The 23,406-nt window shown below is 72.1% G+C and carries 21 protein-coding genes; 14 read left to right on the top strand and 7 right to left on the bottom strand.

Annotated features, from left to right (window positions below; translation table 11 throughout):
- The coding region (locus JWR81_RS08260; protein WP_297649056.1) for a toxin-antitoxin system HicB family antitoxin at nucleotides 1–501 on the bottom strand (501 nt) is incomplete at its 3' end.
- A 109-nt stretch (nucleotides 502–610) separates the two neighbouring features.
- Here JWR81_RS08260 and thyX point away from each other — a divergent pair.
- The 4 genes from thyX to JWR81_RS08240 all read left to right on the top strand — a co-directional run bounded on the left by thyX (nucleotide 611) and on the right by JWR81_RS08240 (nucleotide 4,991).
- Complete coding sequence (thyX, locus tag JWR81_RS08255; protein WP_297649053.1) at nucleotides 611–1,363, top strand: FAD-dependent thymidylate synthase; 753 nt, start codon at nucleotides 611–613, stop codon at nucleotides 1,361–1,363.
- A gap of 54 nt (nucleotides 1,364–1,417) precedes the next feature.
- Nucleotides 1,418–2,044, top strand: a complete 627-nt coding sequence (locus JWR81_RS08250) for a TIGR03085 family metal-binding protein (protein WP_297649050.1) — start codon at nucleotides 1,418–1,420, stop codon at nucleotides 2,042–2,044.
- Nucleotides 2,045–2,095: 51 nt separating this feature from the next.
- On the top strand, nucleotides 2,096–3,109 hold the full coding sequence (dapA, locus tag JWR81_RS08245) for a 4-hydroxy-tetrahydrodipicolinate synthase (protein WP_297649047.1): 1,014 nt from the start codon (nucleotides 2,096–2,098) through the stop codon (nucleotides 3,107–3,109).
- A gap of 196 nt (nucleotides 3,110–3,305) precedes the next feature.
- Nucleotides 3,306–4,991, top strand: coding sequence for a ribonuclease J (locus tag JWR81_RS08240; protein ID WP_297649059.1), 1,686 nt, complete (start codon nucleotides 3,306–3,308; stop codon nucleotides 4,989–4,991).
- Between the two features lie 98 nt (nucleotides 4,992–5,089).
- Here the strand turns inward: JWR81_RS08240 and JWR81_RS08235 are convergent, their stop codons facing one another.
- On the bottom strand, nucleotides 5,090–6,721 hold the full coding sequence (locus JWR81_RS08235; protein WP_297649044.1) for an APC family permease: 1,632 nt from the start codon (nucleotides 6,719–6,721) through the stop codon (nucleotides 5,090–5,092).
- 344 nt (nucleotides 6,722–7,065) lie between these two features.
- On the opposite strand from JWR81_RS08235, the gene JWR81_RS08230 reads away from it, so the two are divergent.
- From JWR81_RS08230 to JWR81_RS08220, 3 genes are read left to right on the top strand one after another with little or no spacing between them, the layout of a single operon-like run.
- Nucleotides 7,066–7,533 carry an Lrp/AsnC family transcriptional regulator gene (locus JWR81_RS08230; RefSeq protein ID WP_297649041.1) on the top strand — a complete coding sequence of 156 codons (468 nt, stop codon included), beginning with the start codon at nucleotides 7,066–7,068 and terminating at the stop codon, nucleotides 7,531–7,533.
- A 20-nt stretch (nucleotides 7,534–7,553) separates the two neighbouring features.
- Nucleotides 7,554–8,915: an aspartate aminotransferase family protein gene (locus JWR81_RS08225; protein ID WP_297649039.1), complete on the top strand. Its 1,362-nt coding sequence runs from the start codon at nucleotides 7,554–7,556 to the stop codon at nucleotides 8,913–8,915.
- On the top strand, nucleotides 8,900–10,261 hold the full coding sequence (locus JWR81_RS08220) for an FAD-binding oxidoreductase (RefSeq protein WP_297649036.1): 1,362 nt from the start codon (nucleotides 8,900–8,902) through the stop codon (nucleotides 10,259–10,261). Before JWR81_RS08225 ends, JWR81_RS08220 begins: the two co-directional genes overlap by 16 nt.
- A 15-nt stretch (nucleotides 10,262–10,276) precedes the next feature.
- Here the strand turns inward: JWR81_RS08220 and JWR81_RS08215 are convergent, their stop codons facing one another.
- Both JWR81_RS08215 and lat read right to left on the bottom strand, forming a co-directional pair.
- Complete coding sequence (locus tag JWR81_RS08215; protein WP_297649033.1) at nucleotides 10,277–11,824, bottom strand: aldehyde dehydrogenase family protein; 1,548 nt, start codon at nucleotides 11,822–11,824, stop codon at nucleotides 10,277–10,279.
- The gene (lat, locus tag JWR81_RS08210; RefSeq protein ID WP_297649030.1) at nucleotides 11,821–13,116 is read right to left on the bottom strand and encodes an L-lysine 6-transaminase; all 1,296 of its coding nucleotides are present in this window, start codon (nucleotides 13,114–13,116) and stop codon (nucleotides 11,821–11,823) included. The genes JWR81_RS08215 and lat overlap by 4 nt, the downstream gene beginning before the upstream one ends.
- A gap of 81 nt (nucleotides 13,117–13,197) precedes the next feature.
- Between lat and JWR81_RS08205 the strand changes: the two genes are divergently transcribed.
- From JWR81_RS08205 to JWR81_RS08195, 3 genes are all read left to right on the top strand, one after another.
- Nucleotides 13,198–13,638 carry an Lrp/AsnC family transcriptional regulator gene (locus JWR81_RS08205; protein WP_297649027.1) on the top strand — a complete coding sequence of 147 codons (441 nt, stop codon included), beginning with the start codon at nucleotides 13,198–13,200 and terminating at the stop codon, nucleotides 13,636–13,638.
- A gap of 161 nt (nucleotides 13,639–13,799) precedes the next feature.
- Nucleotides 13,800–16,352: a DNA translocase FtsK gene (locus tag JWR81_RS08200; RefSeq protein ID WP_297649024.1), complete on the top strand. Its 2,553-nt coding sequence runs from the start codon at nucleotides 13,800–13,802 to the stop codon at nucleotides 16,350–16,352.
- A gap of 99 nt (nucleotides 16,353–16,451) precedes the next feature.
- On the top strand, nucleotides 16,452–17,384 hold the full coding sequence (locus JWR81_RS08195) for a YceI family protein (RefSeq protein WP_297649021.1): 933 nt from the start codon (nucleotides 16,452–16,454) through the stop codon (nucleotides 17,382–17,384).
- A gap of 24 nt (nucleotides 17,385–17,408) precedes the next feature.
- On the opposite strand, the gene JWR81_RS08190 is transcribed toward JWR81_RS08195, so the two are convergent.
- Nucleotides 17,409–18,251, bottom strand: a complete 843-nt coding sequence (locus JWR81_RS08190; protein ID WP_297649018.1) for a helix-turn-helix domain-containing protein — start codon at nucleotides 18,249–18,251, stop codon at nucleotides 17,409–17,411.
- A 59-nt stretch (nucleotides 18,252–18,310) separates the two neighbouring features.
- The gene (locus JWR81_RS08185; protein WP_297649006.1) at nucleotides 18,311–18,820 is read right to left on the bottom strand and encodes an amino-acid N-acetyltransferase; all 510 of its coding nucleotides are present in this window, start codon (nucleotides 18,818–18,820) and stop codon (nucleotides 18,311–18,313) included.
- A gap of 37 nt (nucleotides 18,821–18,857) precedes the next feature.
- On the opposite strand from JWR81_RS08185, the gene rimO reads away from it, so the two are divergent.
- From rimO to JWR81_RS08165, 4 genes are all read left to right on the top strand, one after another.
- The gene (rimO, locus tag JWR81_RS08180; RefSeq protein ID WP_297649003.1) at nucleotides 18,858–20,336 is read left to right on the top strand and encodes a 30S ribosomal protein S12 methylthiotransferase RimO; all 1,479 of its coding nucleotides are present in this window, start codon (nucleotides 18,858–18,860) and stop codon (nucleotides 20,334–20,336) included.
- Nucleotides 20,333–20,929 carry a CDP-diacylglycerol--glycerol-3-phosphate 3-phosphatidyltransferase gene (pgsA, locus tag JWR81_RS08175; protein ID WP_297649000.1) on the top strand — a complete coding sequence of 199 codons (597 nt, stop codon included), beginning with the start codon at nucleotides 20,333–20,335 and terminating at the stop codon, nucleotides 20,927–20,929. Before rimO ends, pgsA begins: the two co-directional genes overlap by 4 nt.
- Nucleotides 20,930–21,058: 129 nt before the next feature.
- Nucleotides 21,059–21,487 carry a helix-turn-helix domain-containing protein gene (locus JWR81_RS08170; RefSeq protein ID WP_297648997.1) on the top strand — a complete coding sequence of 143 codons (429 nt, stop codon included), beginning with the start codon at nucleotides 21,059–21,061 and terminating at the stop codon, nucleotides 21,485–21,487.
- 265 nt (nucleotides 21,488–21,752) lie between these two features.
- Nucleotides 21,753–22,565, top strand: coding sequence for a PspA/IM30 family protein (locus JWR81_RS08165; RefSeq protein ID WP_297648994.1), 813 nt, complete (start codon nucleotides 21,753–21,755; stop codon nucleotides 22,563–22,565).
- 162 nt (nucleotides 22,566–22,727) lie between these two features.
- Here JWR81_RS08165 and JWR81_RS08160 read toward each other — a convergent pair.
- Nucleotides 22,728–23,406 (bottom strand): DNA glycosylase (locus JWR81_RS08160; protein WP_297648991.1); only part of this gene is annotated, 679 nt, incomplete at its 5' end.

Below are 23,406 nucleotides of genomic sequence, written 5' to 3'. Positions count from 1 at the left end.
CCCCGGCCCGCGGCCCGGCCGGCCGCGCCCGTGCCCGCCGGCCAGCGCCCCCTGCACGGCCTGCGCGACCCACGAGTTGAGCGACATGCCCTGCGCGGCGGCGGCCTGCTCCGCCTGCCCCTTGATCTGCTCGACGAGCCGGAGTGTGATGCGGGAGATGTCGCCCGCGTCGCCGCCCAGACCGCCACCTCCGAAGCCCCCGAAGCCCCCGAACCCGCCCGCGGGCGGCGCCGCCGGCTCGGGCTCGGGATCGCTGGTGGCGGTGGTGTCGACGGCCACGCGGACGTCGCGCCCGTCGAGCCGCACCTCGACGACGTGGTCGGGCAGAGCTGCCGTCACCTCGGCTGCGAGGTCGGAGAGGGCGCTCATGAGGGCCAGCCGGGCGGCGGGCTCGATGGCGGCGCCGAGCAGTGCAGCGGTGCGCTGCGTCTGCTCGTCGCCCGCCGCGGCGGCGGACGCGAGGTCCTCCCGCAGCTGCGTGACATACGTGCTCAGGTCCATGACGCCACTGTGACGTCATTCATGACGCCAGTCAAGGGCATGATGGTGTCAATGGGATGCCAGAGGAGCGTCATATGGCGTCACCGGGGCTCCCCGTTACCCTGCCGACATGCCGGAGATCGTGCCGCTGGGTGTCCAGCTCGTCGCCAAGACGGAGTTCGTCCCGCCCGCGGGCGTGCCGTGGACCACCGATGCCGACGGCGGTCAGGCGCTCGCCGAGTTCGCCGGGCGGGCCTGCTACCAGTCGTGGGGCAAGCCCAACCCGGCCACGGCCACCAACGCCGGCTACCTGCGCCACATCCTCGAGGTGGGCCACCTGTCCGTGCTGGAGCACGGCACCGTCAGCTTCTACCTGACGGGCGTGTCGCGGTCGCTCACCCACGAGCTGATCCGCCACCGCCACTTCTCCTACAGCCAGCTCTCGCAGCGCTACGTGCCCGAGCGCGACGCCGCGATGGTCGAGCCCGACGTCATCGCCGCCGATCCCGAGCTGCACGCGCTGTTCGGCGAGGCGGCCTCGGCCGCGGTCAAGGCCTACGAGGAGTTGCTCGCGGGCCTGGAGAAGCGCTTCGCCGACGAGCCCAACGCCACCCTGCGCCGCAAGCAGGCCCGGCAGGCGGCGCGCGCGATCCTGCCCAACGCCACCGAGACGCGCATCGTCGTCACCGGTAACTACCGCGCATGGCGCCACTTCATCGCGATGCGGGCCACCGAGCACGCCGACGTCGAGATCCGCGCCCTGGCCATCGAGTGCCTCCGCCAGCTGCAGCGCGAGGTGACCAACGTGTTCAACGACTTCGAGATCCAGTCGCTCGAGGACGGCACGGAGATCGCCTCCAGCCCGTTCGTCACGGAGGGGTAGTCACCGAGGGGTAGTGGACGGCGCCCCGCCGCCGGGCCCCGTATGTTCGCGGACATGACCTTGGCTGCCGACGAGCGCGCGGCGATCTGCGACGAGTTCGAGAAGGCGGGGCCCGACCGGCCCACGTTGTGCGAGGGCTGGACCACCCGCGATCTGCTGGCCCACCTGCTGGCGCGCGAGCGGCAGCCGTGGACGGGGGTCGGGATGTTCGTGCCCGCGCTGGCCGGCATCACGGAGAAGGCGATGGCCGACTACGCGGAGATGCCGTGGGCCGACATGGTCGCGCTGCTGCGCGCCGGTGCGCCGCCGTGGTCGCCGTTCCGCATCCCGGCCGTCGACGCGTTCGCCAACGGGGGCGAGCTCTTCGTCCACCACGAGGACGTCCGCCGCGGCGAGCCGGGCTGGGAGCCGCGGCCCGCCGAACCCGTGCGCGACGAGGAGCTGTGGACGTCGCTGAAGCGGATGGGCCGGATGCTCTTCCGCGGCGCCGCACCCGGGGTGGTGCTGCGCCGCCCGTCGGGGGAGCAGTACGTGGTCACCACCGGTTCCGGCGTGGTGACGCTGGTCGGCGAGCCGGGCGAGCTGGTGCTCTACGGATTCGGACGCGAGGCCGTCCGCGTGGAGTTCGAGGGCGCCCCGGCCGACGTCGCGGCCCTGAAGACGAGCAAGCGCGGCCTCTGAGACCGCGCGTGCGTGCGCGGTCCGGTCGGGCCCGAGCGGTACCGTCGGGACATGAGCATCGCCGCCGACCTGCGTCAGCCGGGCCGTCCGTTCGGCCGGGTCCTGACCGCCATGGTCACACCGTTCGACGCCGAGCGCGGGCTCGACCTCGCCACGGCCGAGGAGCTCGCATCGCACCTGGTGGACCTGGGCAACGACGGTCTGGTGGTCAACGGCACCACCGGTGAGGGGCCCACCACCTCCGATGCGGAGAAGTCGGAGCTCATCCGGGCCGTGGTGTCGGCGGTGGGTGACCGCGCCACGGTCGTGGCCGGCGCCGGCACCTATGACACGGCCCACAGCGTTCAGCTCGCGCGGGACGCGGAGAAGGCGGGTGCGCACGGGCTGCTGCTGGTCACGCCGTACTACTCACGGCCGCCGCAGTCGGGCCTCGTGCTGCATTTCACGGCCGTCGCCGACGCCACCGGGCTGCCGGTGATGCTCTACGACATCCCGCCGCGCAGCGTCATCCCCATCGAGCTGGAGACGTTTCAGCGCCTCGCCGAGCACCCGCGCATCGTGGCGGTGAAGGACGCCCGCAACGACCTGCGCGTCGGTACCGAGGTGCTGGCCACCACCACGTTGGCCTACTATTCGGGGGACGATCCCGTCAACCTGCCGTGGCTCTCGGTCGGGGCGGCCGGGTTCGTCAGCGTCACCGGTCATGTCGTGGCCGATCGATTGCGGGCCCTGATCGACGCCTTCGAGGCGGGCGAGGTCGACCGGGCCCGCGCGATCAACGCCTCGATGCTGCCCGTCCTCCGTGCGATGGGTCGTGTCGGGGGCGCGGTGTTCGCGAAGACGGCGCTGCGGCTGCGCGGGATGGATGTCGGCGAGACCAGGCTCCCGCTGCCCCCCGCCACCGAGGAGCAGATCGCGGCCATCGCGGCCGACCTGGGAGCGGCAGGTGTCGCGCTCGACCCCGCTGCGCTCGACCGTGCAGCACACACCCGCGCCGGGCGCGGCCACGGTGCCCTCGGGCAGCGGGCGGCCGTCGACCTCGGCGCCGAGGTCGCCTACCGGTGACCTCCCACCACTTGCGTCATGACGCCACGACGGCGTCACAAGATCAGCGGTGCGTCCGCAGGGTGCGCCGCATCCAGTACAGCGAGGAAGATTCTTGAGTCGTCCACCCGCACGACCCGACCGAAACCGGTCCGACCGCCGATCCCGCCCGAACCGGCGCGACCAGTCACGGTCCCAACCCCCCGTCGAGGAGCCGCTGCTCCCCGGCCTGCCCACCGAGCCGCCCGGGCCGCTGCCCGAGGGCGCGCTCCGCGTCGTGGCGCTCGGGGGCATCTCCGAGATCGGCCGCAACATGACGGTCTTCGAGCACGACGGGCGGCTGCTCATCATCGACGCCGGCGTACTCTTCCCGGACGCCGACGCGCCCGGCGTCGACCTGATCCTGCCGGACTTCCGGCCGATCCTCGACCGCCTCGGCGACATCGACGCCCTGGTGCTCACGCACGGCCACGAGGACCACATCGGCGCCGTGCCCTACCTGCTGCGCGAGCGGCCCGACCTGCTCGTCGTCGGCTCGCCGTTCACGCTCGCGCTGGTGGCGGCGAAGTGCAAGGAACACCGCATCACGCCGCACATGCTCGAGGTCAACGAGGGCGACCGACTGCGTCACGGCTCGTTCGACTGCGAGTACTACGCGGTGAGCCACTCCATCCCGCAGTGCCTCGCGGTGGCCGTCCGTACGCCCGCGGGCGTCATCCTGCACACCGGCGACATCAAGCTCGACCAGCGCCCCCTCGACGGCCGGCTCACGGACCTGCCCGGGTTCAGCCGGCTCGGTGACGAGGGCGTGGACCTGTTCCTGTGCGACTCCACCAACGCCGACATCCCCGGCGTCTCGCCGTCCGAGGCGACGCTCCGCGCGCCGCTCGCCGCCGCGATCGAGCAGGCCCTCGGCCGGGTGTTCGTGGCCTGCTTCGCCAGCAACGTCCACCGCGTGCAGCAGATCATCGACGGCGCGGTGATCCACCGGCGCAAGGTCTGCCTGATCGGCCGTTCGATGCTGCGCAACATGGAGATCGCCACCGACCTGGGCCTGCTCACCGTGCCCGACGGCACGATGGTGTCCCTCGACGACGTCGACGAGATCCCCGACGACGAGCTGCTGGTCATCTGTACCGGGTCGCAGGGCGAGCCGATGGCGGCGCTGTCGCGGATCGCCCGCGGCGAGCACCGCACGTTCCAGATGCGCTCGTCGGACACGGTGATCCTTTCCAGCTCGCTCATCCCCGGCAACGAGCACGCGGTGTTCGGCGTGGTCAACCGGCTGCGCCGGGCCGGCATCAAGGTGGTCGACAACCGCAACTCCACCGTGCACGTCTCCGGGCACGCGTACGCGGGTGAGCTGCTGTTCCTCTACAACGCGGTACGGCCGAGCAACGTCATGCCGGTGCACGGCGAGTGGCGCCACCTGCGTGCCAACGCCGAGCTCGCCGAGCAGACGGGCGTGACCAACGAGGCCGTCGTGGTGACGGAGAACGGCATCACCGTCGACCTCATCGACGGCAAGGCCATGATCACCGGCCGGATACCGGTGGGTCGTGCCTACGTCGACGGCGTCTCCACCGGCGACATCGAGCAGCCCACGCTGGCCGACCGTCTCGTCCTCGGCGAGGGCGGCTTCATCTCCATCACGGTGGCCATCGACGCCACGACCGGCCGCGCGGTGTCGTCGGCCACGCTGTCGGGCCGCGGGTTCTCCGAGGACCCGAAGGCACTCGAGGCGGTGCTGCCGCTGGTGGAGGCGGAGCTCGCGCGCACCGAGTCCGACGGCATCACCGACACCCACCGCATCGCGCAGCAGGTGCGCCGCGTGGTGGGCAAGTGGGTGGGGGAGACCTACCGCCGCCGCCCGATGATCGTGCCGACGGTCATCGCGGTCTAGCCACCCGCTCCGGCACCGTCCCTGATCGCCGCCGGCCGCACCCCGGCGTCCCCCTCGGGGCGCCGAGGTGTGGCCGGCTGTGGCCGGCGTGTCCGGGGCTACGGGCGGGGGTCCACCGGATCCTTGCCGGGCGGCAGGTTGGACAGGTCCGGCGCGATCACGGTGCGCTCCTCGGAGTCGGGGAGCCCGAGGTGCGGGCCGCCCTCGGCGTCGAGCACGAGGTCGTAGCTGCCGGGGACGAGCGTCTGGCCCTTGAAGAACGGCGGGTTGACCCGGCTGTAGACGAGCATCAGCACGCCGCCCAGCACGAGCGCGCCGATGCCGATCACGAAGACCCCGCCGATGCCGAACACGACGGTCTCGCCGCCGGCGGGGTTCGCGTAGCCGATGCTCGCCTCGATGAACGCGCCGAGCAGCGTCAGCCCGCCGAGGCCGGGCAGTACGCCCTTCGTCCACAGGTTCCGGCCCTGGAGGTGCTTGCGGTAGTACCAGACGCATGCGAAGCCGGTCAGCCCGTAGTAGAAGGCGATGAGCAGCCCGACGGCCGCGATGGAGTCGGCCAGCACGTTCTGGCTGATGAGGGTCAGCCCGACGTAGAAGACGACGGACACGCCGCCCATCGCCCACGTCGCGTAGCTGGGCGTGAGGTACTTCGGGTGGATCCTCGCGAAGCGCTCGGGGATGGCCCGGTAGGCGCCCATCGACAGCGCGGCGCGGGCCGTCGGCAGGATCGTGGTCTGCGTGGACGCGGCCGACGACGTCAGCACGGAGATGATCAGCAGGATGACGAAGAGCTTGCCGACGCCGGAGTCGCCGAACACCGCCGGCCCGACGGCGGCGAACACGTCGCCGGAGTTGTCGGGGTTGCCCAGGCCGATGCCCGTGGTGCCGGTTCCGGCGAAGGCGACCGTGGCCACCGTGACCAGCACGTAGGTCACGAGCAACAGGAGCGTGGACAGCACCGCGGCGCGCCCGGGGGTCTTGCCGGGGTCGTCGCTCTCCTCGTTGACGGCTACCGCCGTGTCCCAGCCCCAGTAGAGGAACACGGCGATGAGGATGGCGTCGACGATGTCGGAGACGCCCAGCCCGTCGGGCCACAGCCACGCGATGCTCGGGACCATCGATCCGGTCGGTGCGGTACCCGCGAACACCTTGACCAGCGCGATCACGGCGAAGACCGCGAGCACCACGAGCTCCACGCCGAGCAGCGCGTACTGCAGCCGGGCGGAGATCTCGATGCCGCGGTAGCAGATGTAGGTCATCACGGCGATCCAGATGACGCCGGCGACCGTGGTCCACAGGGTGCTGCCGGACAGATCGGTGAGCCCGAAGAGCTCGAACGTGTACTGGCCGGCGATCTGCGCGAGGTTGGCCATGACGATCACGTCTGCGGCGATGATGCCCCAGCCGCCGAGCCAGCCCATCCACGGGCCGAACGCGCGTCCGGCCCAGGTGAACGTGGTGCCGCAGTCGGGCTCGGCCTCGTTGAGCTCCCGGTAGGCCACCGCGATGAGGTACATCGGGATGAATGCGATCAGCATGATCGACGGCGACTTCTCGCCGGCGATCACGACGATCAGCCCGAGGCTGGCCGCGAGGCTGTAGGCCGGTGCGGTCGACGCCATGCCGATGACGACGCTGGACAGGAGCCCGAGGGCGCCGCCCTTCAGCCCCTTGTCGCCGGGCGCGCTCCCGAACCCTGCCACCTCGGAGGACGTCTCCGTGCTCATGCTGCCTCCCCGGGCTTACGATCACCTGACGGGGGCAGACTAGAGCGCGGATCGACGTATTTCGAGGCTCTGATGGAGCAACTCGATGAAATCAGTGTTTCTCGGCGTCCTTTGCAACGGAATCCCTTGACGGATGCCCTGTATGTCTGGTCACGCCGTGGTCGCACGCCGCCGGCGCGCGGCGAGGACCTGACCCGCGACCACCACGATCTGCGCGGCGGTCGGAGCTCTGCTGCGGAATCCTCATGTCGGAGCGGTATCTGACCCTGAAATTCGTGTTGAAGAGAGGATCGGACAACGAAATGAGTTCCACAGATCCCCTCGCGTCGCCTACTCTCGGTCGGGTGACCGCCGTAGCACCCCACGCCCTGCTCGACGACGTCGGCAAGGCGATCGTCGAGCAGCTGCAAGAGGACGGCAGGCGGCCCTACGCCACGATCGCGAGGGCCGTGGGCCTGTCGGAGGCCGCCGTCCGCCAGCGGGTGGCCCGGCTGCAGGAGGCCGGCGTCATCCAGATCGTCGCCGTCACCGATCCGCTGCAGCTCGGATTCCGACGGCAGGCGATGGTCGGGGTGCGGGTCGACGGCGACGTCGTGGTCTGCGCCGACGCCCTGGCCGCGATGCCCGAGGTCGACTACGTCGTGATCACGGCCGGCAGCTTCGACGTGCTGGCCGAGGCGATCTGCGAGGACGACGAGCACCTGCTGGAGCTCGTCGGGAGGCGGATCCGGGCCCTGCCCGGCGTCCGCAGCACGGAGACGTTCGTCTACATGAAGCTGCACAAGCAGCACTACAACTGGGGAACCCGATGACAGGGCCGAGCACGACACCGATGGGCACCGTGCGCACGGACGCGGTCCGCGACCACCTCTGGATGCACTTCACGCGCCACTCGTCCTTCGCCGACGGCGGGGCGCCGCCGATCATGGTGCGGGGGGAGGGCTGCCGCGTCTGGGACGACGCGGGCAAGAGCTACCTGGACGGTCTCGCGGGCCTGTTCACGGTGCAGGTCGGGCACGGGCGCCGCGAGCTGGCGGAGGTGGCGGCGAAGCAGGCGTCGGAGCTGGCGTTCTTCCCGCTGTGGTCCTACGCGCACCCGGCGGCGATCGACCTGGCCGAGCGGCTCGCGCACCACGCCCCGGGCGATCTGAACCGGGTGTTCTTCACCAGCGGCGGCGGCGAGGCCGTCGAGAGCGCGTGGAAGCTCGCCAAGCAGTACTTCAAGCTCACCGGCAAGCCTTCGAAGACCAAGGTGATCAGCCGGGCCATCGCCTACCACGGCACCCCGCAGGGGGCGCTCGCGATCACGGGCGTGCCGGAGATGCGCGCGCCGTTCGAGCCGCTGGTGCCCGGCGCGTTCAAGGTGCCGAACACCAACGCCTACCGCGCGCCCGGCGAGCTCGAGGGCAAGGAGTTCGGCATCTGGGCCGCCGACCGCGTGGAGGAGGCGATCCTCGCCGAGGGCGCCGACACCGTCGCCGCGGTGTTCGTCGAGCCCGTCCAGAACGCCGGCGGCTGCTTCCCGCCGCCGCCCGGGTACTTCGAGCGGCTGCGCCGGATCTGCGACGCCCACGACGTGCTGCTCGTGTCCGACGAGGTGATCTGCGCTTTCGGCCGGATCGGCTCGATGTTCGCCTGCGACGACTTCGGCTACGTCCCCGACATCATCACCTGTGCCAAGGGCATGACCTCGGGCTACTCGCCGATCGGCGCCATGATCGCGAGCGACCGCCTGTTCGAGCCGTTCAGCCACGGCGACACGACCTTCCTGCACGGCTACACGTTCGGCGGCCACCCCGTCTCCGCCGCGGTGGCGATGGCCAACCTCGACATCTTCGAGCGCGAGGGCATCAACGCCCACGTCAAGGAGCAGTCGCCGGTGTTCCGCGCGACGCTGGAGAAGCTGCTCGACCTGCCGATCGTCGGTGACGTCCGCGGCGAGGGCTTCTTCTTCGGCATCGAGCTCGTCAAGGACAAGGTCACCAAGGAGACCTTCGACGACCACGAGAGCGAGCGCCTGCTGCGCGGGTTCCTCTCCGGCGCGCTGTTCGCCAACGGGCTCTACTGCCGCGCCGACGACCGCGGGGATCCCGTCGTCCAGCTCGCACCGCCGCTGATCGCCGGCCCGGCCGAGTTCGACGAGATCGAGCAGATCCTGCGTGGCGTGCTGGGGGAGGCATGGGCCCGGCTCTGAGCCTCTGGCACGAGCAGGTCGCCGCAGACGGTGACCTGCTCACCCCGCGCCCGGCCCTGGACGGAGACACCGAGGCCGACGTGTGCGTCGTCGGCGCCGGCTACACCGGCCTGTGGACGGCGTACGCGCTGCTGCAGGCCGATCCGGGACTGCGCGTCGTCGTCGTGGAGAAGGAGACGGCGGGCTTCGGCGCCAGCGGCCGCAACGGCGGGTGGTGCTCGGCGCTGTTCCCCGCGAGCACGGCGAAGCTCGCCCGTCTGCACGGGCGGGACGCGGCGGTCGCCCTGCGCACCGTCATGCGCGGAACCGTCGACGAGGTGGGCAAGGTCGTCGCGGAGGAGGACATCGCCTGCGACTGGCGCAAGGGCGGCACCGTCGTACTGGCGCGGACGCCCGTGCAGCTCACCCGGGCCCACGCCGAGGTCGCGGAGGAGGCCGGGTGGGGCGTCGACCCGCTGGAGCTCCTCGGCGCCGCCGAGGCGTCCGCGCTGGTAGGGGCTTCGTGCGTGCTCGGGGCCACCGTCTCGCCCGACTGCGCCCGCGTACAGCCCGCCCGGCTCGTCCGGGGGCTGGCACGGGCCGTCGAGCGGCGGGGCGGACGGATCGTCGAGGGCACGACGGCGCTGTCGATCGGGCCACGACGGGTCGTCACCGATCGCGGTGTCGTGCGGGCCGTCGCCACCGTGCGCGCGGCCGAGGCCTGGGCCGCGGAGCTGTCCCCGCGGTCCGTCGCGCCGGTGTACTCGCTCATCGTGGCCACCCGGCCGCTGCCGGCGTCGTTCTGGGACACCGCCGGGCTCGCCGGCGGCCAGACGTTCTCCGACCACCGCCACCTCGTCGTCTACGGCCAGCGCACGGCCGACGACCGGCTCGTGTTCGGAGGCCGCGGCGCGCCGTACCACTGGCGGTCGCGGATCCGGCCGGAGTTCGACCGTGACGACCGGGTGTTCGCCGGGCTCCGCGCCGCGGCCACCGACCTGTTCCCGGCCCTGCGTCCGGACGACTTCACCCACGCGTGGGGCGGTCCGCTGGGCATCGCGCGGGGCTGGCATGCGGGCGTGGGGTTCGCCGGGGGGACGGGCTGGGCCGGGGGCTACGTCGGCGACGGTGTCGGCACGGCGAACCTCGCCGGCCGCACGCTCGCCGCGCTGATCCTCGGCCGCGACGACCCGCTGACGACCATGCCGTGGGTGGGGCACCGGTCCCGGCGCTGGGAACCCGAGCCCCTGCGTTGGCTGCTGGTGAACGCCGGACTGCGCCTGATGACGCTGGCCGACGGCGAGGAGAAGCTGACGGGCCGCCCGAGCGTGATCGCGACGACGCTCTCGCGCGCCCTCGGCGGCTGACACGCCCGGTCGGGGTCACGGAAGTCGGAAGGCCGGGTCTCCCGTGATGTCCTGCGTGTCCATCTGGGCCTTCTGGAGCTTGCCTGCGTAGTCCCAGTTCATCGACTGCCACCTCGTGAACTGGTCGAGCACCCAGACCCCGGACTGGCGGCTGCCGTTGCCCGAGCGGCCGTTGCCGCCGAAGGGCAGGTGGGCCTCGGCGCCGGACGTCGAGTTGTTGACGCTCACCATCCCCGCGCTCACGCGCTCCCGGAACCGGAACGCGTGCACCGGCGTGGAGGTGTAGATCGACGCCGAGAGGCCGTAGCCGTGGCCGTTGGCCAGCTCGACCGCCTCGTCGAACGTGCTGAACGGCGCCACGCCGACGATCGGGCCGAACGTCTCCGTGCCGTACAGCGCGTCTCCGGCGCGGACGCCGTCGACGATCGTCGGGTGGGCGTAGAGGCCGGCGAGGTCGCCGGTGAACCCGGCGCGCGGGTTGCCTGCCGTGATCCGGCCCGTGCCCGACGACCCGAGCACGGTGTGGTGCGGCTCGATCAGCCCGAGGTGCTTCTCGAAGCCCTCCAGGAAGCGCTCGGAGATCATCGGGCCGTACAGGACGTCACCCGTGGGGTCACCGATCACCGCCCCGCGCACGGCGGCGTCGAAGCGCGCCAGGAACTCGTCGTGCACCGACTCGTGGACGATCACCGTGCCCAGCGACGTGCAGCGCTGCCCGGCTGTGCCGAACCCGGAGAACAGCGCGCCCTCGACGGCCAGGTCGAGGTCGGCGTCGGGCATGACGACCAGCGGGTTCTTGCCGCCCAGCTCCAGACAGGGGTTCTGCAGGTGCCGCCCGGCGAGCTCGCCGATCCGGACGCCGACGGCCGACGAACCGGTGAAGCCGATCTTCTGCACGAGTCCGGCGTCGAGCGCCTGGGACAGGCCGTCGAAGGTGGCGGGACCGTCGGCGAGCACCGAGTTCAGCACGCCGTCGGGCAGGCCGCCGCGCACGAATACCTCGGTGAACGCCTGCGCTATCGCCGGGGTGTACTCGGCCGGCTTCCACACCACGGAGTTGCCGCAGAGCAGCGCGGGCACGAGGTACCAGGACGGCACCGCAACGGGGAAGTTGCCGGCCGTCACGATCGCCGCGACGCCGACGGGCACACGGAAGGTGAACAGCTGCTTGTCTGGCATCTCGCTGGGCACGGTCTGCCCGTAGAGGCGGCGGCCCTCGCCGGCGAAGAACGAGCAGGTGTCGATCACCTCCTGCACCTCGCCGCGGGCCTCGGCCAGTGGCTTGCCGAGCTCGCGGGTGACGATCCGCGCGAGCGCCTCCTGGTTGGCCTCGACGAGCCGGCCGATGCGCTCGACCACCCGCCCGCGCACCGGCGCCGGGGTGGCGGCCCAGGCGCGCTGGGCGTCGCGGGCCACCGCACATGCCTCGACGAACTGCGCCGTGTCCCCGAGCAGGGCGGTGGCGACGGTGGCGCCGGTGGAGGGGTCGACGGAGGCGAGCAGGCCGCCGGGGGCGTCGTCGCGCCAGGCGCCCGCGATGTGGGAGCCCACGGTCGCGCTCACGCCGTCACCGCCTTCCGGATCGCCTCGACCGCGAGCGTGAGCTCGTCCTCGCCGATCGTCAGCGCGGGGCGCAGGCGGATCGAGCGCTCGCCTCCGGCCAGGATCAGGACGTGGGCCTCGTGCAGCCGGCGCAGCACCGCGGCCCGTTCCTCGGGGGTGGGCAGGTCGAAGGCCACGAAGAGGCCTCTCCCGCGGACGTTGTCGATGCCGGGGACGGCGCGCAGGTCGTCGAGCAGCCGCTTGCCCAGCAGCCCCGCCCGCTCGATCAGCCCCTCGTCCTCGATCACCTCGAGCTGGCGGCGCGAGCGCACCATGTCGGTGAGGTTGCCGCCCCAGGTGGAGTTGATCCGCGACGACACGGCGAACACGTTGTCGGGCACCTCGTCGACCCGGCCGCCGGCCATGATCCCGCAGACCTGCACCTTCTTGCCGAACGCCACGACGTCGGGCTGGACGCCGAGCTGCTGGTACGCCCACGGGGTGCCGGTCATGCCGCAGCCGGTCTGCACCTCGTCGAGGACGAACAGGGCGTCGTGCTCGTGGCACAGCGCCTGCATCGCCCGGAGGAACTCGGCACGGACGTGGTTGTCGCCGCCCTCGCCCTGGATCGGCTCGGCGATGAAGCACGCGATGTCGTGCGGGTGCCCGGTGAACGCGGCGCGGGCCTGGGCGATCGCCCGCTGCTCGGCGATCTGCACGGCGTCGAGGTCCATCGGGAACCGGATCGCGGGAACGTCGATGCGGGGCCAGCCGAACGTCGGGAACAGCGCGGTCTTCACCGGATCGGTGTTGGTGAGCGAGAGCGTGTAGCCGCTGCGCCCGTGGAACGCCTTGCGCAGGTGCAGCACCTTCGTGCCCCACTGCGCCGGCCGTCCGTGCAGGGCGTTGTGGCGGCGCTTCCAGTCGAACGCCACTTTCAGCGCGTTCTCGACGGCGAGCGCGCCACCCTCGACGAAGAACAGGTGGGGGAGCGCGGGATCGCCGAGCACCCGGCTGAACGTGTCCACGAACTCGGCCATCTGCGTCGTGTAGATGTCGGAGTTCGACGGCTTGTTGACCGCCACCTCGGCCAGCTCGGCGAGGAACGCGGGATCGTCGGCCAGCGCGGGGTGGTTCATCCCCAGCGGTGACGAGGCGAAGAAGCTGAACAGGTCGAGGTGACGGGTCCCGTCACGGGCGTCGACCAGCCAGGGCCCGCGGCTGGCGCGGGTGTCCAGTACGAGGTCGAAGCCGTCGACCAGCAGGTGCCGGCGCAGCGTGTCGTGCACGCGGTCCGGTGTGATGGCGGCCATGCGTCAAGTGTTCTGACGCGATCCTGACGGGTCACGACGCCGAGCGTCGGCATGACCCGGCGAAGTGCCACGATGTGGCCCGTGCCACCGACGGATCGTCAGCTCGACGACCTGGACCTCCGCCTGCTCACCCTGCTGGCCGCCGACGGCCGCGCCACGATGGCCGATCTCGGACGCGCCGTCGGGCTGTCGCGGACGGCGGTGCTCGCCCGCGTGCAGCGCCTGGAGCGCGACGGGGTGATCCGCGGCTACCGGGCCGACGTCGCGCTGCCCGGGGTGGCCGCCGCCCACCGCGCCCGCGTGGGGCTGGTGATCCGCACCCCGGACGTCGCGGGCTACGTCCGGCGCCTCGCCGCCCTGCCCGGGGTGGGTGGGATCGAGACGGTGACGGGGGAGTACGACCTGATCGTGCTGGTCACGGCGTCGAGCGGGGCCGAGCTCGACGCCGTGCTGGACCGCGTGGCCGGGTGGCGTGAGACGGTGCGCACCACCACGTGGGTGGTGCTCAAGCGCTACGACTGACGCTCGGGGGTCAGCGTTCTCTCCATGATCACCGTTCGGGTGCATCCGCGGCCACATGTGGCCGTCGGTGCGCCGAACCGGTGATCGTGGGCGCGGGTGGGTGACGGAGCAGGGGTGCGTCGGTCACCGGATCATGCCGCCGTCCCCGATACCGTGGACCCATGGCTGGACGGACGACCGCAAGCGGCGGTAGCAGGAGCACCGCGGCGCGGTCGACTTCTCGCGGCTCGGGTGCCCGCAAGCCCGCCGCCCGCCGCCCGTCGAACGGCAGGCGCCCCGCCCCGCGCAAGCCCCCGCCCCGCAAGGGCCCGGACCTCATCGACCGCGGGATCGACGGCGTCGGCCGCGGCATCGCGCGGCTCGGTCGTTCCGCCGGACGCGCCATGGGGCGCACCCGTGAGCTCGACCCCGCCCACCGCCGCGACGGTATCGGCGTCGCCCTGCTGGTGTTCGCGGTGGTCAGCGCGGCCGGGATCTGGTGGGGGGCCGGCGGTCCGGTGGGCCACGCGCTGTCCACGGCGATCGGGTTCGTCGTCGGGCTCGGGTCCGCGGTGCTGCCGGTGCTGCTGGCCGTGGTCGGCGTGGTGCTGCTCGCCACGCCGCCGCATCCCGAGGCGCGCCCGCGTGTCGCCGTCGGCACCCTGCTGCTCGCCCTCGGCGTGCTGGGGCTCGTGCACCTCGTCGCCGGACGGCCCGACCAGCCGTCACGCTGGGCCGAGGGAGGCGGCGCGATCGGCTACGTCGCCGCGACGCCGCTCGCCACCGGCCTGACCGGCTGGGTCGCCGTCCCCGTGCTCGTGCTGCTGTCGGGCTACGCGTTCCTCGTGCTCACGGCCACGCCGTTCCGCGAGGTGCCGAACCGGTTCCGTCGCCTGCTCGGCCAGCCGGTCGACGACGACGCGACCGACGAGGACGCCGAGCTGACCGCCGCTCCGGCCGAGGACCCGGTAACCGAGACCCCGCCCGCCGCGGTGCGCCGCCCGTCTCGCCGCCGGCAGGCCACCCGCGTGGCCGATCTCTTCGCCGACGACTCCGCTGACGGCGCCGCGCCCACCCCCGTCCCGGACGAGGCGCCCGTGCCGCCCGTCGAGGAGGCGGTGGCCCCGCCCCGCAAGCGGACGCCGCCCGCCGCCGTGCCCGCGACCCCGCCCGTCGTCGAGCCGGAGCCCCAGGGCGAGGTCGGCGAGCAGCTGCGGCTGGTCGTCCAGAGCCGTGAGGGCGAGCCGCCCTATCTCCTGCCGCCCAGCGACCTGCTGCCGTCGGGCCCCGTGCCCAAGACCCGCAGCAGCGCCAACGACGCGATGATCGAGCGCATCACCGGCGTGCTCGAGCAGTTCTCCATCGACGCCCAGGTCACCGGCTTCACCCGCGGCCCGACCGTCACGCGCTACGAGATCGAGCTCGGCCCGGCCGTCAAGGTCGAGAAGATCACCCAGCTGACGAAGAACATCTCCTACGCGGTGGCCACCGACAACGTGCGGATCCTGGCGCCGATCCCGGGGAAGTCGGCCGTGGGCATCGAGGTGCCCAACACCGACCGCGAGATGGTCCGCCTCGGCGACGTGCTGCGCAGCGGCACCGCGCGGGCCGAGCAGCACCCGCTCGTCGTCGGGCTGGGCAAGGACATCGAGGGTCACTTCCTCACGGCCAACCTCGCGAAGATGCCGCACCTGCTGGTGGCCGGCTCGACGGGCTCCGGCAAGTCGAGCTTCGTCAACTCGATGCTGGTGTCGCTGCTGAGCAGGGCCACGCCGGACGAGGTCCGGATGATCCTCATCGACCCCAAGATGGTGGAGCTGACGCCCTACGAGGGCATCCCGCACCTCATCACGCCCATCATCACCCAGCCGAAGAAGGCCGCGTCCGCGCTGGCCTGGCTGGTGGAGGAGATGGAGCAGCGCTACCAGGACATGCAGGTCAACAAGGTCCGCCACGTCGACGAGTTCAACCGCAAGGTGCGCAACGGCGAGATCACCGCGCCGCTGGGCAGCGAGCGGGAGTACCGGCCCTACCCCTACATCCTGTGCATCGTCGACGAGCTGGCCGACCTCATGATGACGGCGCCGCGTGACGTCGAGGACGCGGTCGTCCGCATCACGCAGAAGGCGCGTGCGGCCGGCATCCACCTGGTGCTCGCCACGCAGCGCCCGTCCGTCGACGTCGTCACCGGCCTGATCAAGACGAACGTGCCGTCGCGGCTCGCGTTCGCCACGTCGTCGTTGACGGACTCGCGGGTCATCCTCGACCAGCCCGGCGCCGAGAAGCTCATCGGCATGGGCGACGCGCTGTTCCTGCCGATGGGGGCGGGCAAGCCCGTCCGCATGCAGGGCGCGTTCGTCGGCGACGAGGAGATCTCCGCGGTCGTCACGTTCGCCAAGGACCAGGCCGAGCCCACCTACACCGACGGCGTCACGGCGCAGAAGGCCGGCGAGAAGAAGGAGGTCGACGCCGACATCGGCGACGACCTCGATCTCCTGCTGCAGGCCACCGAGCTGATCGTCACCTCGCAGTTCGGGTCGACATCGATGCTGCAGCGCAAGCTGCGCGTCGGGTTCGCGAAGGCCGGCCGGCTGATGGACCTGTGCGAGTCGCGCGGCGTCGTCGGACCGTCGGAGGGGTCGAAGGCCCGCGACGTCCTCATCAAGCCCGACGAGCTCGAGAGCGTCCTGTGGCTCATGCGGGGTGGCGGAGGTCCGGAGCCCGACGAGGACTGATGAACGTGCGGTGCAATCGGCGACGGTGAGTGACTGATATCACCGCAATTTACTCCAACTTCAGGGTCGAGGGTGCCATCGGTCACGCGGCGTGTCAGAGTGTCCCGCACGGCCGCGCCCGGCCGGAGCACCCCGACGACGAAGGAGTTCCAGGAGATGTTCTGGAGCAAGCGCCGGAGCGGCAACCGTGGTGGCGTCAGCGGCGGCCGGCAGGCCCTCATGCCGATCCCGCTGACCGGCGGTCTGCTCAGCGGCGAGGTTCGTGACGACGAGGGTAAGCCGCTTCCCGGCGCCGAGGTGTCGATCTTCGATCGGTCGAGCAAGCGCGTCGCCCGCTCGGACACCGACGCGTACGGCTTCTTCGCCGCGGCGGTCGTGCCCGGCAGCTACCGCATCCAGGCCGAGGCGGGCGGCTACCAGAGCCTCTACGAGCGCACCGACGTCGAGTGGGGCACCCACCGCCCGCTCGGCCAGCTCACCCTCGTCCCGGACGAGACGTTGACGGTGCCGTCGGCCGGCATCTACGAGATCGACCCCGACCACTCCTCGATACGGTTCGTGGCCCGCCACATCGCGATGTCGAAGGTCTACGGGCAGTTCCAGGAGTTCAGCGGGCAGATCCGCATCGCCGAGCCGTTCGAGGACTCGCAGATCGAGGTGCTGATCGAGGCCGCGAGCGTGTTCACCAACGTCGAGGCACGCGACAACCACCTGCGCTCGTCCGACTTCCTCGACGTCGAGCGCTACCCGAAGCTGCATTTCACCAGCCACCGCTTCAGCCGTCCCGGCGGCAACCGGTGGCTGATCGACGGCGAGCTGACGCTGCACGGCATGACGAGCGACGTCCAGCTCGACACCACCTACCTGGGCATGCAGGAGTGGAACGGCGTCCGCGCGGGCTGCGTGGCCACCACCGAGCTGCACCGCGAGCACTTCACGGTCAACTGGCAGCAGATGCTGGCCCGGGGTGTGCCGGTGGTGGGCTCGACGATCCAGATCACCCTCGACGTGCAGGGCATTCTGCAGCAGTAGCTCGGGGCCCGCTCGCGGGTGGGATCAGGGCCGGGTGCGCTCGGCGATCCAGGCCGTGGCGGTCTGGCCGGCGAGGTCGCGGAAGTCGCGGGAGAGGTGCGCCTGGTCGACGTACCCGCCGTCGGCCGCCACCTCGGCCAGCGACGGCCGCGACGCGCCGCGCAGGCGGTCGCAGGCCCGTTCGAAGCGGATCACGCGGGCCGCGGCCTTCGGGGCGAGGCCCGTCTCGGCGCGGACGTGCTCGGCCAGGTGGCGCCGGCTCCAGCCGACCTCGGCGGCGAGGTCGGCGATCCGCAGGTTGCCGCCCGTCTCCTCGAGGCGGTGCCAGGCGTAGCCGACCTCGGGGCGCACCTCCCGGTCGCCGCGGCCGCGGGCGGCGAGCGCGCCCAGCTCGGCGTCGAGCACCGCGAAGCGCTCCGGCCAGGTGGGGGTCGACGCCAGCCGGTCGAGCAGCCGGCCGGCCCGGCTCCCGAGGAGGGCACCGAGGTCGACGACGTCGCCCGCCAGGTCGCCTGCCCGCACACCGAGCAGCGCGCGGGCGCCCCGCCAGGTCAGGCGCAGCTGGATGCCGGTCTGCGGCTCGCCCTGTGCGATGAGGGCCGGGCGGTCGTGCAGCCCGCCGACCAGCGCCGCGTACCGGCCCGGGGGCTTGGCCGGGTCGGCGCTGGTGAGCATGGCGACGACGCCGTCGAGGCAGAGCAGGAACGGCAGGTGCGCACCGGGGACGCCGTGGTGGACGCCGGGCGGCCCGGCCTCCGTGCGGTAGCCGGTGCAGGTGCTCACCCAGGGTCGCAGCGCGGGCGTGGGCCGGTGCCGGCGCAAGCCTGCGTCCGGGGCTGCGTCCGGGGCTGCGGTCGGGGCGACCATGTCCGCAGGCTACCGGCGGCGGCCCGAGGTCGGGCACGGAGAACGTAGCCGCAACGGTGTCATCCGGGAGGTGTGAGCCGCATGATCATCCGTACGTTGCCCAGGGTGTTCGGCTTGACGTGCGCGAGGTCGAGGAACTCCGCCACGCCCGCGTCGTAGGACCGCAGCATCGCCGCGAACACGTCGGGCTCCACCGGTGTGCCGTCGATCTCGGCGAACCCGTGGCGGGAGAAGAACTGCTTCTCGAACGTCAGCACGAACAGCCGGAGCAGCCCCAGCTCGCGGGCATTGGCGATGAGGGACGACACGATCGCGTGCCCCACCCCCTGCCCGACGACGCGCGGGTGCACCGCAACCGTGCGGATCTCGCCCAGGTCCTCCCACAGCACGTGCAGGGCACCGCAGCCGACGACCTCACCGTCGAGCTCGGCGACCAGGAACTCCTGCACCGACTCGTAGAGGGTGACGATCTCCTTGGCCAGCAGGACCCGGCCCGCGTAGTTGTCCACGAGCTGTTTGATCGTCGTCACGTCGGCGGTCCTGGCCCGCCGTACGGCCACCGTCGCCATGACGGGTCAGGCTAGATCATGGTGGGCGGATACCCTGGTGCCCGTGCCGGAAACCGCTCCACGTCGTGCTGCACTTCTCACCCTGGGCTGTGCCCGCAACGAGGTCGACTCCGAGGAGCTCGCCGGACGTCTGACCGGGTCGGGCTGGGAGCTGGTGGAGTCCGACGAGAAGCCCGACGTCATCGTCGTCAACACCTGCGGATTCGTCGAGCAGGCGAAGAAGGACTCCATCGACACGCTGCTGGCCGCATCCGACGCCGCGAACGGGGCGAAGGTCGTCGCGGTGGGGTGCCTGGCCGAGCGCTATGGCAAGGAGCTGGCCGACCAGCTCCCCGAGGCCGACGCCGTGCTCGGCTTCGACGCCTACCCCGATCTCGCGGAGCGCCTCTCCGACGTCATCGGCGGGCACGCCCCCGAGCCGCACGTGCCGGTCGACCGGCGCTCGCTGCTGCCGATCTCGCCGGTGGAGCGCCCCGCGGCCGCCGGCGACGTCGAGATCCCCGGCCACGCATGGGTGCCCAACCTCGCCCGCACGCGGCTGTCCGACGGCCCGGTCGCCAACCTCAAGCTCGCCTCCGGCTGCGACCGGCGCTGCGCGTTCTGCGCCATCCCGTCGTTCCGCGGCTCGTTCATCTCCCGGCCGCCGGACGACGTGGTCGCCGAAGCGGCGTGGCTGGGCATGCAGGGCGTGCGCGAGCTGGTGCTGGTCAGCGAGAACTCCACGTCCTACGGCAAGGACCTGCCCGGCGGCACGCGCGCGCTGGTGCGCCTGCTGCCCCGGCTGACACACGTGCCGGGCATCGACCGCATCCGCGTGTCGTACCTGCAGCCGGCCGAGATGCGTCCTGACCTCATCGAGGTCATCGCCACCACGCCCGGGCTGGCGCCGTACTTCGACCTGTCGTTCCAGCACGCGAGCCCGTCGGTGCTGCGCCGGATGCGACGTTTCGGCTCCCGGCCCGACTTCCTCGACCTCTGCGCGCGGATCCGCGCCCTCGCGCCGGAGGCGGGCATCCGCTCCAACGTCATCGTCGGCTTCCCCGGGGAGACCGAGCAGGACGTCGCGGAGCTCGAGGCCTTCCTGACCGGAGCGCGCCTCGACGCCGTGGGCGTGTTCGGCTACTCCGACGAGGACGGCACCGAGGCCGAGCACTACGACGACAAGGTGCCCGCCGAGGTGATCGCGGCCCGCGTCGAGCGCATCACGTCGCTCGTCGAGGAGCTGATGAGCCAGCGCGCCGAGGACCGCGTCGGCACCGAGGTCACGGTGCTGATCGAGGCCGAGGAGGACGACGACTTCGAGTGCACCGGCCGCGCCGCGCACCAGGCCCCCGAGGTCGACGGCGAGTGCGTGGTCGAGCGCGGGGCGGGGCTCCGGATCGGTGACCTGGTGCGCTGCGAGGTGGTCGGCACCGAGGGCGCCGATCTCATCGTGTCGCCGCGGGAGACGGTGCCGCGCAGCGCCCTGGGCGCGCGGGTCGAGGCCTCTGCGGGCGCCTCCCAGGACGCCGGATGACCACCGTGCCGTCGGGGCCACCACCGCTGCTGAACATCGCCAACGTCCTCACGGGCGTGCGGCTGGTGCTCGTGCCGGTGTTCCTGGCGGCGCTGTTCACCGACGGCGGCACCAACACGGGCTGGCGGCTCGTCGCGTCGGGCGTGTTCGCCCTCGCCGCCATCACCGACCGCTTCGACGGCGAGTTGGCCCGCAGCCGGGGCCTCGTCACGTCGTTCGGCACCATCGCCGACCCGATCGCCGACAAGGCGCTCATGGGCTCGGCGCTCATCGGGCTGTCGATGCTGGGCCAGGTGTGGTGGTGGGTCACCATCGTGATCATGGTGCGGGAGGTCGGCATCACGGTGCTGCGGTTCTCCGTCCTGCGCCACGGGATCATCCCCGCCAGCCGCGGTGGCAAGGCGAAGACGCTGGTGCAGACCGTCGCCATCGGGCTCTACGTCCTCCCGCTGGTGGAGCTCACGGGCCACGGAGGAGCCGTCGACGGGGCACGGGGCGCGGTGATGGCGGTGGCGGTCGTGCTGACCGTCGTCACCGGGATCGACTACGTGCTCAGGGCCGCTCGGTTGCGCTCGGCGTCCGCGTCGGCCTGACCTGGGGGGAGACCGCGTGTTCGCCGTGGGCGGACGCGACCGCCGTCCTCGTCCGGCGACGCGACGGGCCGATACTCGGTACGGTGATCTCACCGGCGCCCCGTCCGGTGGAGCACGAGGAGGGTTCGCATGGCGGTGCTGATGCGGGAGGCGATCGGCGGCACCCTGCGGCGGGCCCGTACCGCGCGCAGGCGCACTCTTCGTGACGTCTCGCGGCGTGCGCGGGTGAGCCTCGGCTACCTGTCCGAGGTGGAGCGCGGTCGCAAGGAGCCGTCGAGCGAGCTGCTCGCGGCGATCTGCGAGGCGCTCGACATCTCCCTGCCCGACCTGTTGACGGAGGCTGCCGACACCATCGCCGAGGCCATGGCCGCGGCACGTCCGCGCCGGCCCATCGGCCTGCGGCACATGGACCTGCGGCTCGCCGGTGCCGCCGACCCGCTCGACACGTCGGTGCCGGCCGCGGTCCCCACGCCCCTGCCGGTCGGCCCGGGTGGCCACCCCGTGGCCCCGCAGCCGGCCGTGCCTCAGCCCGTCGCCGGGGTGCGCGCCGCCGCTTGATCCTGATCCCACCTCGACGCCCGTCGTTCGCGACGGGCGTCGAGTCGTCTCCGGCCGGTAGCCTCGTGGTCCCGGTAGCCTCGATGTCAGGGTCGCCCCGACGGCGGTCTCCGGAAGATCCCCGATATCGTCGGCCCACGGTGGAAGCCGGACCGGTCGGGTGCCACGATGGGGGCGGCACGTCCGGCATCGGGGCCGGCACGCACGGACTGTAGATGTCGGACGGCGCTGGCAGAGCGGTGTCGCACTCGAAGGGGCGGAGCAGATGGCCAACGGTTTCACGAAGGCCTGGAAGTACCTGATGGCGCTGTTCTCGTCCAAGGTCGACGAGTACGCGGACCCGAAGGTGCAGATCCAGCAGGCCATCGAGGATGCGCAACGCCAGCACCAGGCGCTCTCCCAGCAGGCCGCGGCGGTGATCGGCAACCAGCGGCAACTGGAGATGAAGCTCAACCGCCAGCTCGGCGAGATCGAGAAGCTGCAGGCCTCGGCCCGTCAGGCGCTCGTGCTGGCCGACCAGGCGCGCGCCACCGGTGACGAGGTGAAGGCCGGGCAGTACGAGCAGTCCGCTCAGGCGTTCGCCACGCAGCTGGTCAGCTCCGAGCAGTCGGTGGAGGACCTCAAGACGCTGCACGACCAGTCGATCCAGGCCGCGGGGCAGGCCAAGACGGCCGTCGAGCGCAACTCGATGATGCTGCAGCAGAAGATCGCCGAGCGCACCAAGCTGCTCAGCCAGCTGGAGCAGGCGAAGATGCAGGAGCAGGCCGCCAACTCGCTGCGCCAGATGAGCGAGCTCGCCGCGCCGGGCAACACCCCGTCGCTGGAGGAGGTCCGCGACAAGATCGAGAAGCGCTACGCCAACGCCATCGGGTCCGCCGAGCTCGCGCAGAACTCGGTGCAGGGCCGGATGATGGAGGTCCAGGCGTCGGCGATCGACATGGCCGGGGCCAGCCGCCTCGACCAGATCCGCGCCTCCCTGCACGGCACGCCCGTGGCGGGCGAGGTCACCGCGGGCGAGGCGGCCCCGGCGCCGGCCACCCCGCAGATCAACACGCAGAAGCAGCCCGGCACCGCCTGAGCCGCCCCGAACCGCCCGACACCGCCCGTTCCCCGCTGGGGAGCGGGCGTCGTCGTGTGCGCCCATCCCACCCACGAGGCCCACACCCCCGAGTCGACACGAATCGGCCCGCGAGTCGCACAGGGTGTCGACTCGCGCCGCGTTGTGTCGACTCGCGGGGGGTCAGCGGCGGCGGGGGCGCGCGGGCGGGGTCGGGCCCGGCTGGCAGCGCGGGCACCAGTAGGCCACCCGCGCGTAGACGCCGTCGCCCTGCTCGCCCACGCGGACCCTCGTGCCGCAGCGGCGGCAGCGCTGCCCGCCGCGCTCGAACACCCAGTGCTGGTTGCGGCCCAGGTCGCCGGTGGTGGACTGCGCGGGCCGGTCGGCGTTGCGCAGCAGCAACTCCCGGGACAGGGCGATCAGCCCGGCGGGGTCGGGCACGTCGCGGGTGAGCGTCCACGGGGAGAGGCCGCGCAGGAAGCACACCTCGGTCTTGTAGAGGTTGCCGACGCCCGCCATCACGCGCTGCTCCAGCAGCACCAGCCCCACCTCCGACTCGCCGCGCGCGGTGAAGCGCCGCAGCGCCTCGGCGACGTGGTCGTCGGACCAGGCGGGATCGAGGAGGTCCGGGCCGAGGTGGCCGACGAGGCGGTCCTCCTGCTCGGTGGGCAGCAGATCCATGTCGTGCAGCGCGAACCCGACGGCGACCCGGTCGGCGGTCTCCAGCACGGCGCGGGCCTCGTGCGCGGGCCGCTGCCACGACATCCCGGGCCGGTAGAGGTGCCAGGAGCCGTCCATGCGGAAGTGGCTGTGCAGGCTTCGCCCGTCGTCGAAGCGGGTGAACAGGTGCTTGCCCAACGAC

Source organism: Pseudonocardia sp. (assembly GCF_025965585.1).
GTDB lineage: Bacteria > Actinomycetota > Actinomycetes > Mycobacteriales > Pseudonocardiaceae > Pseudonocardia.
This window is presented reverse-complemented; position numbering and strand designations above follow the sequence as displayed.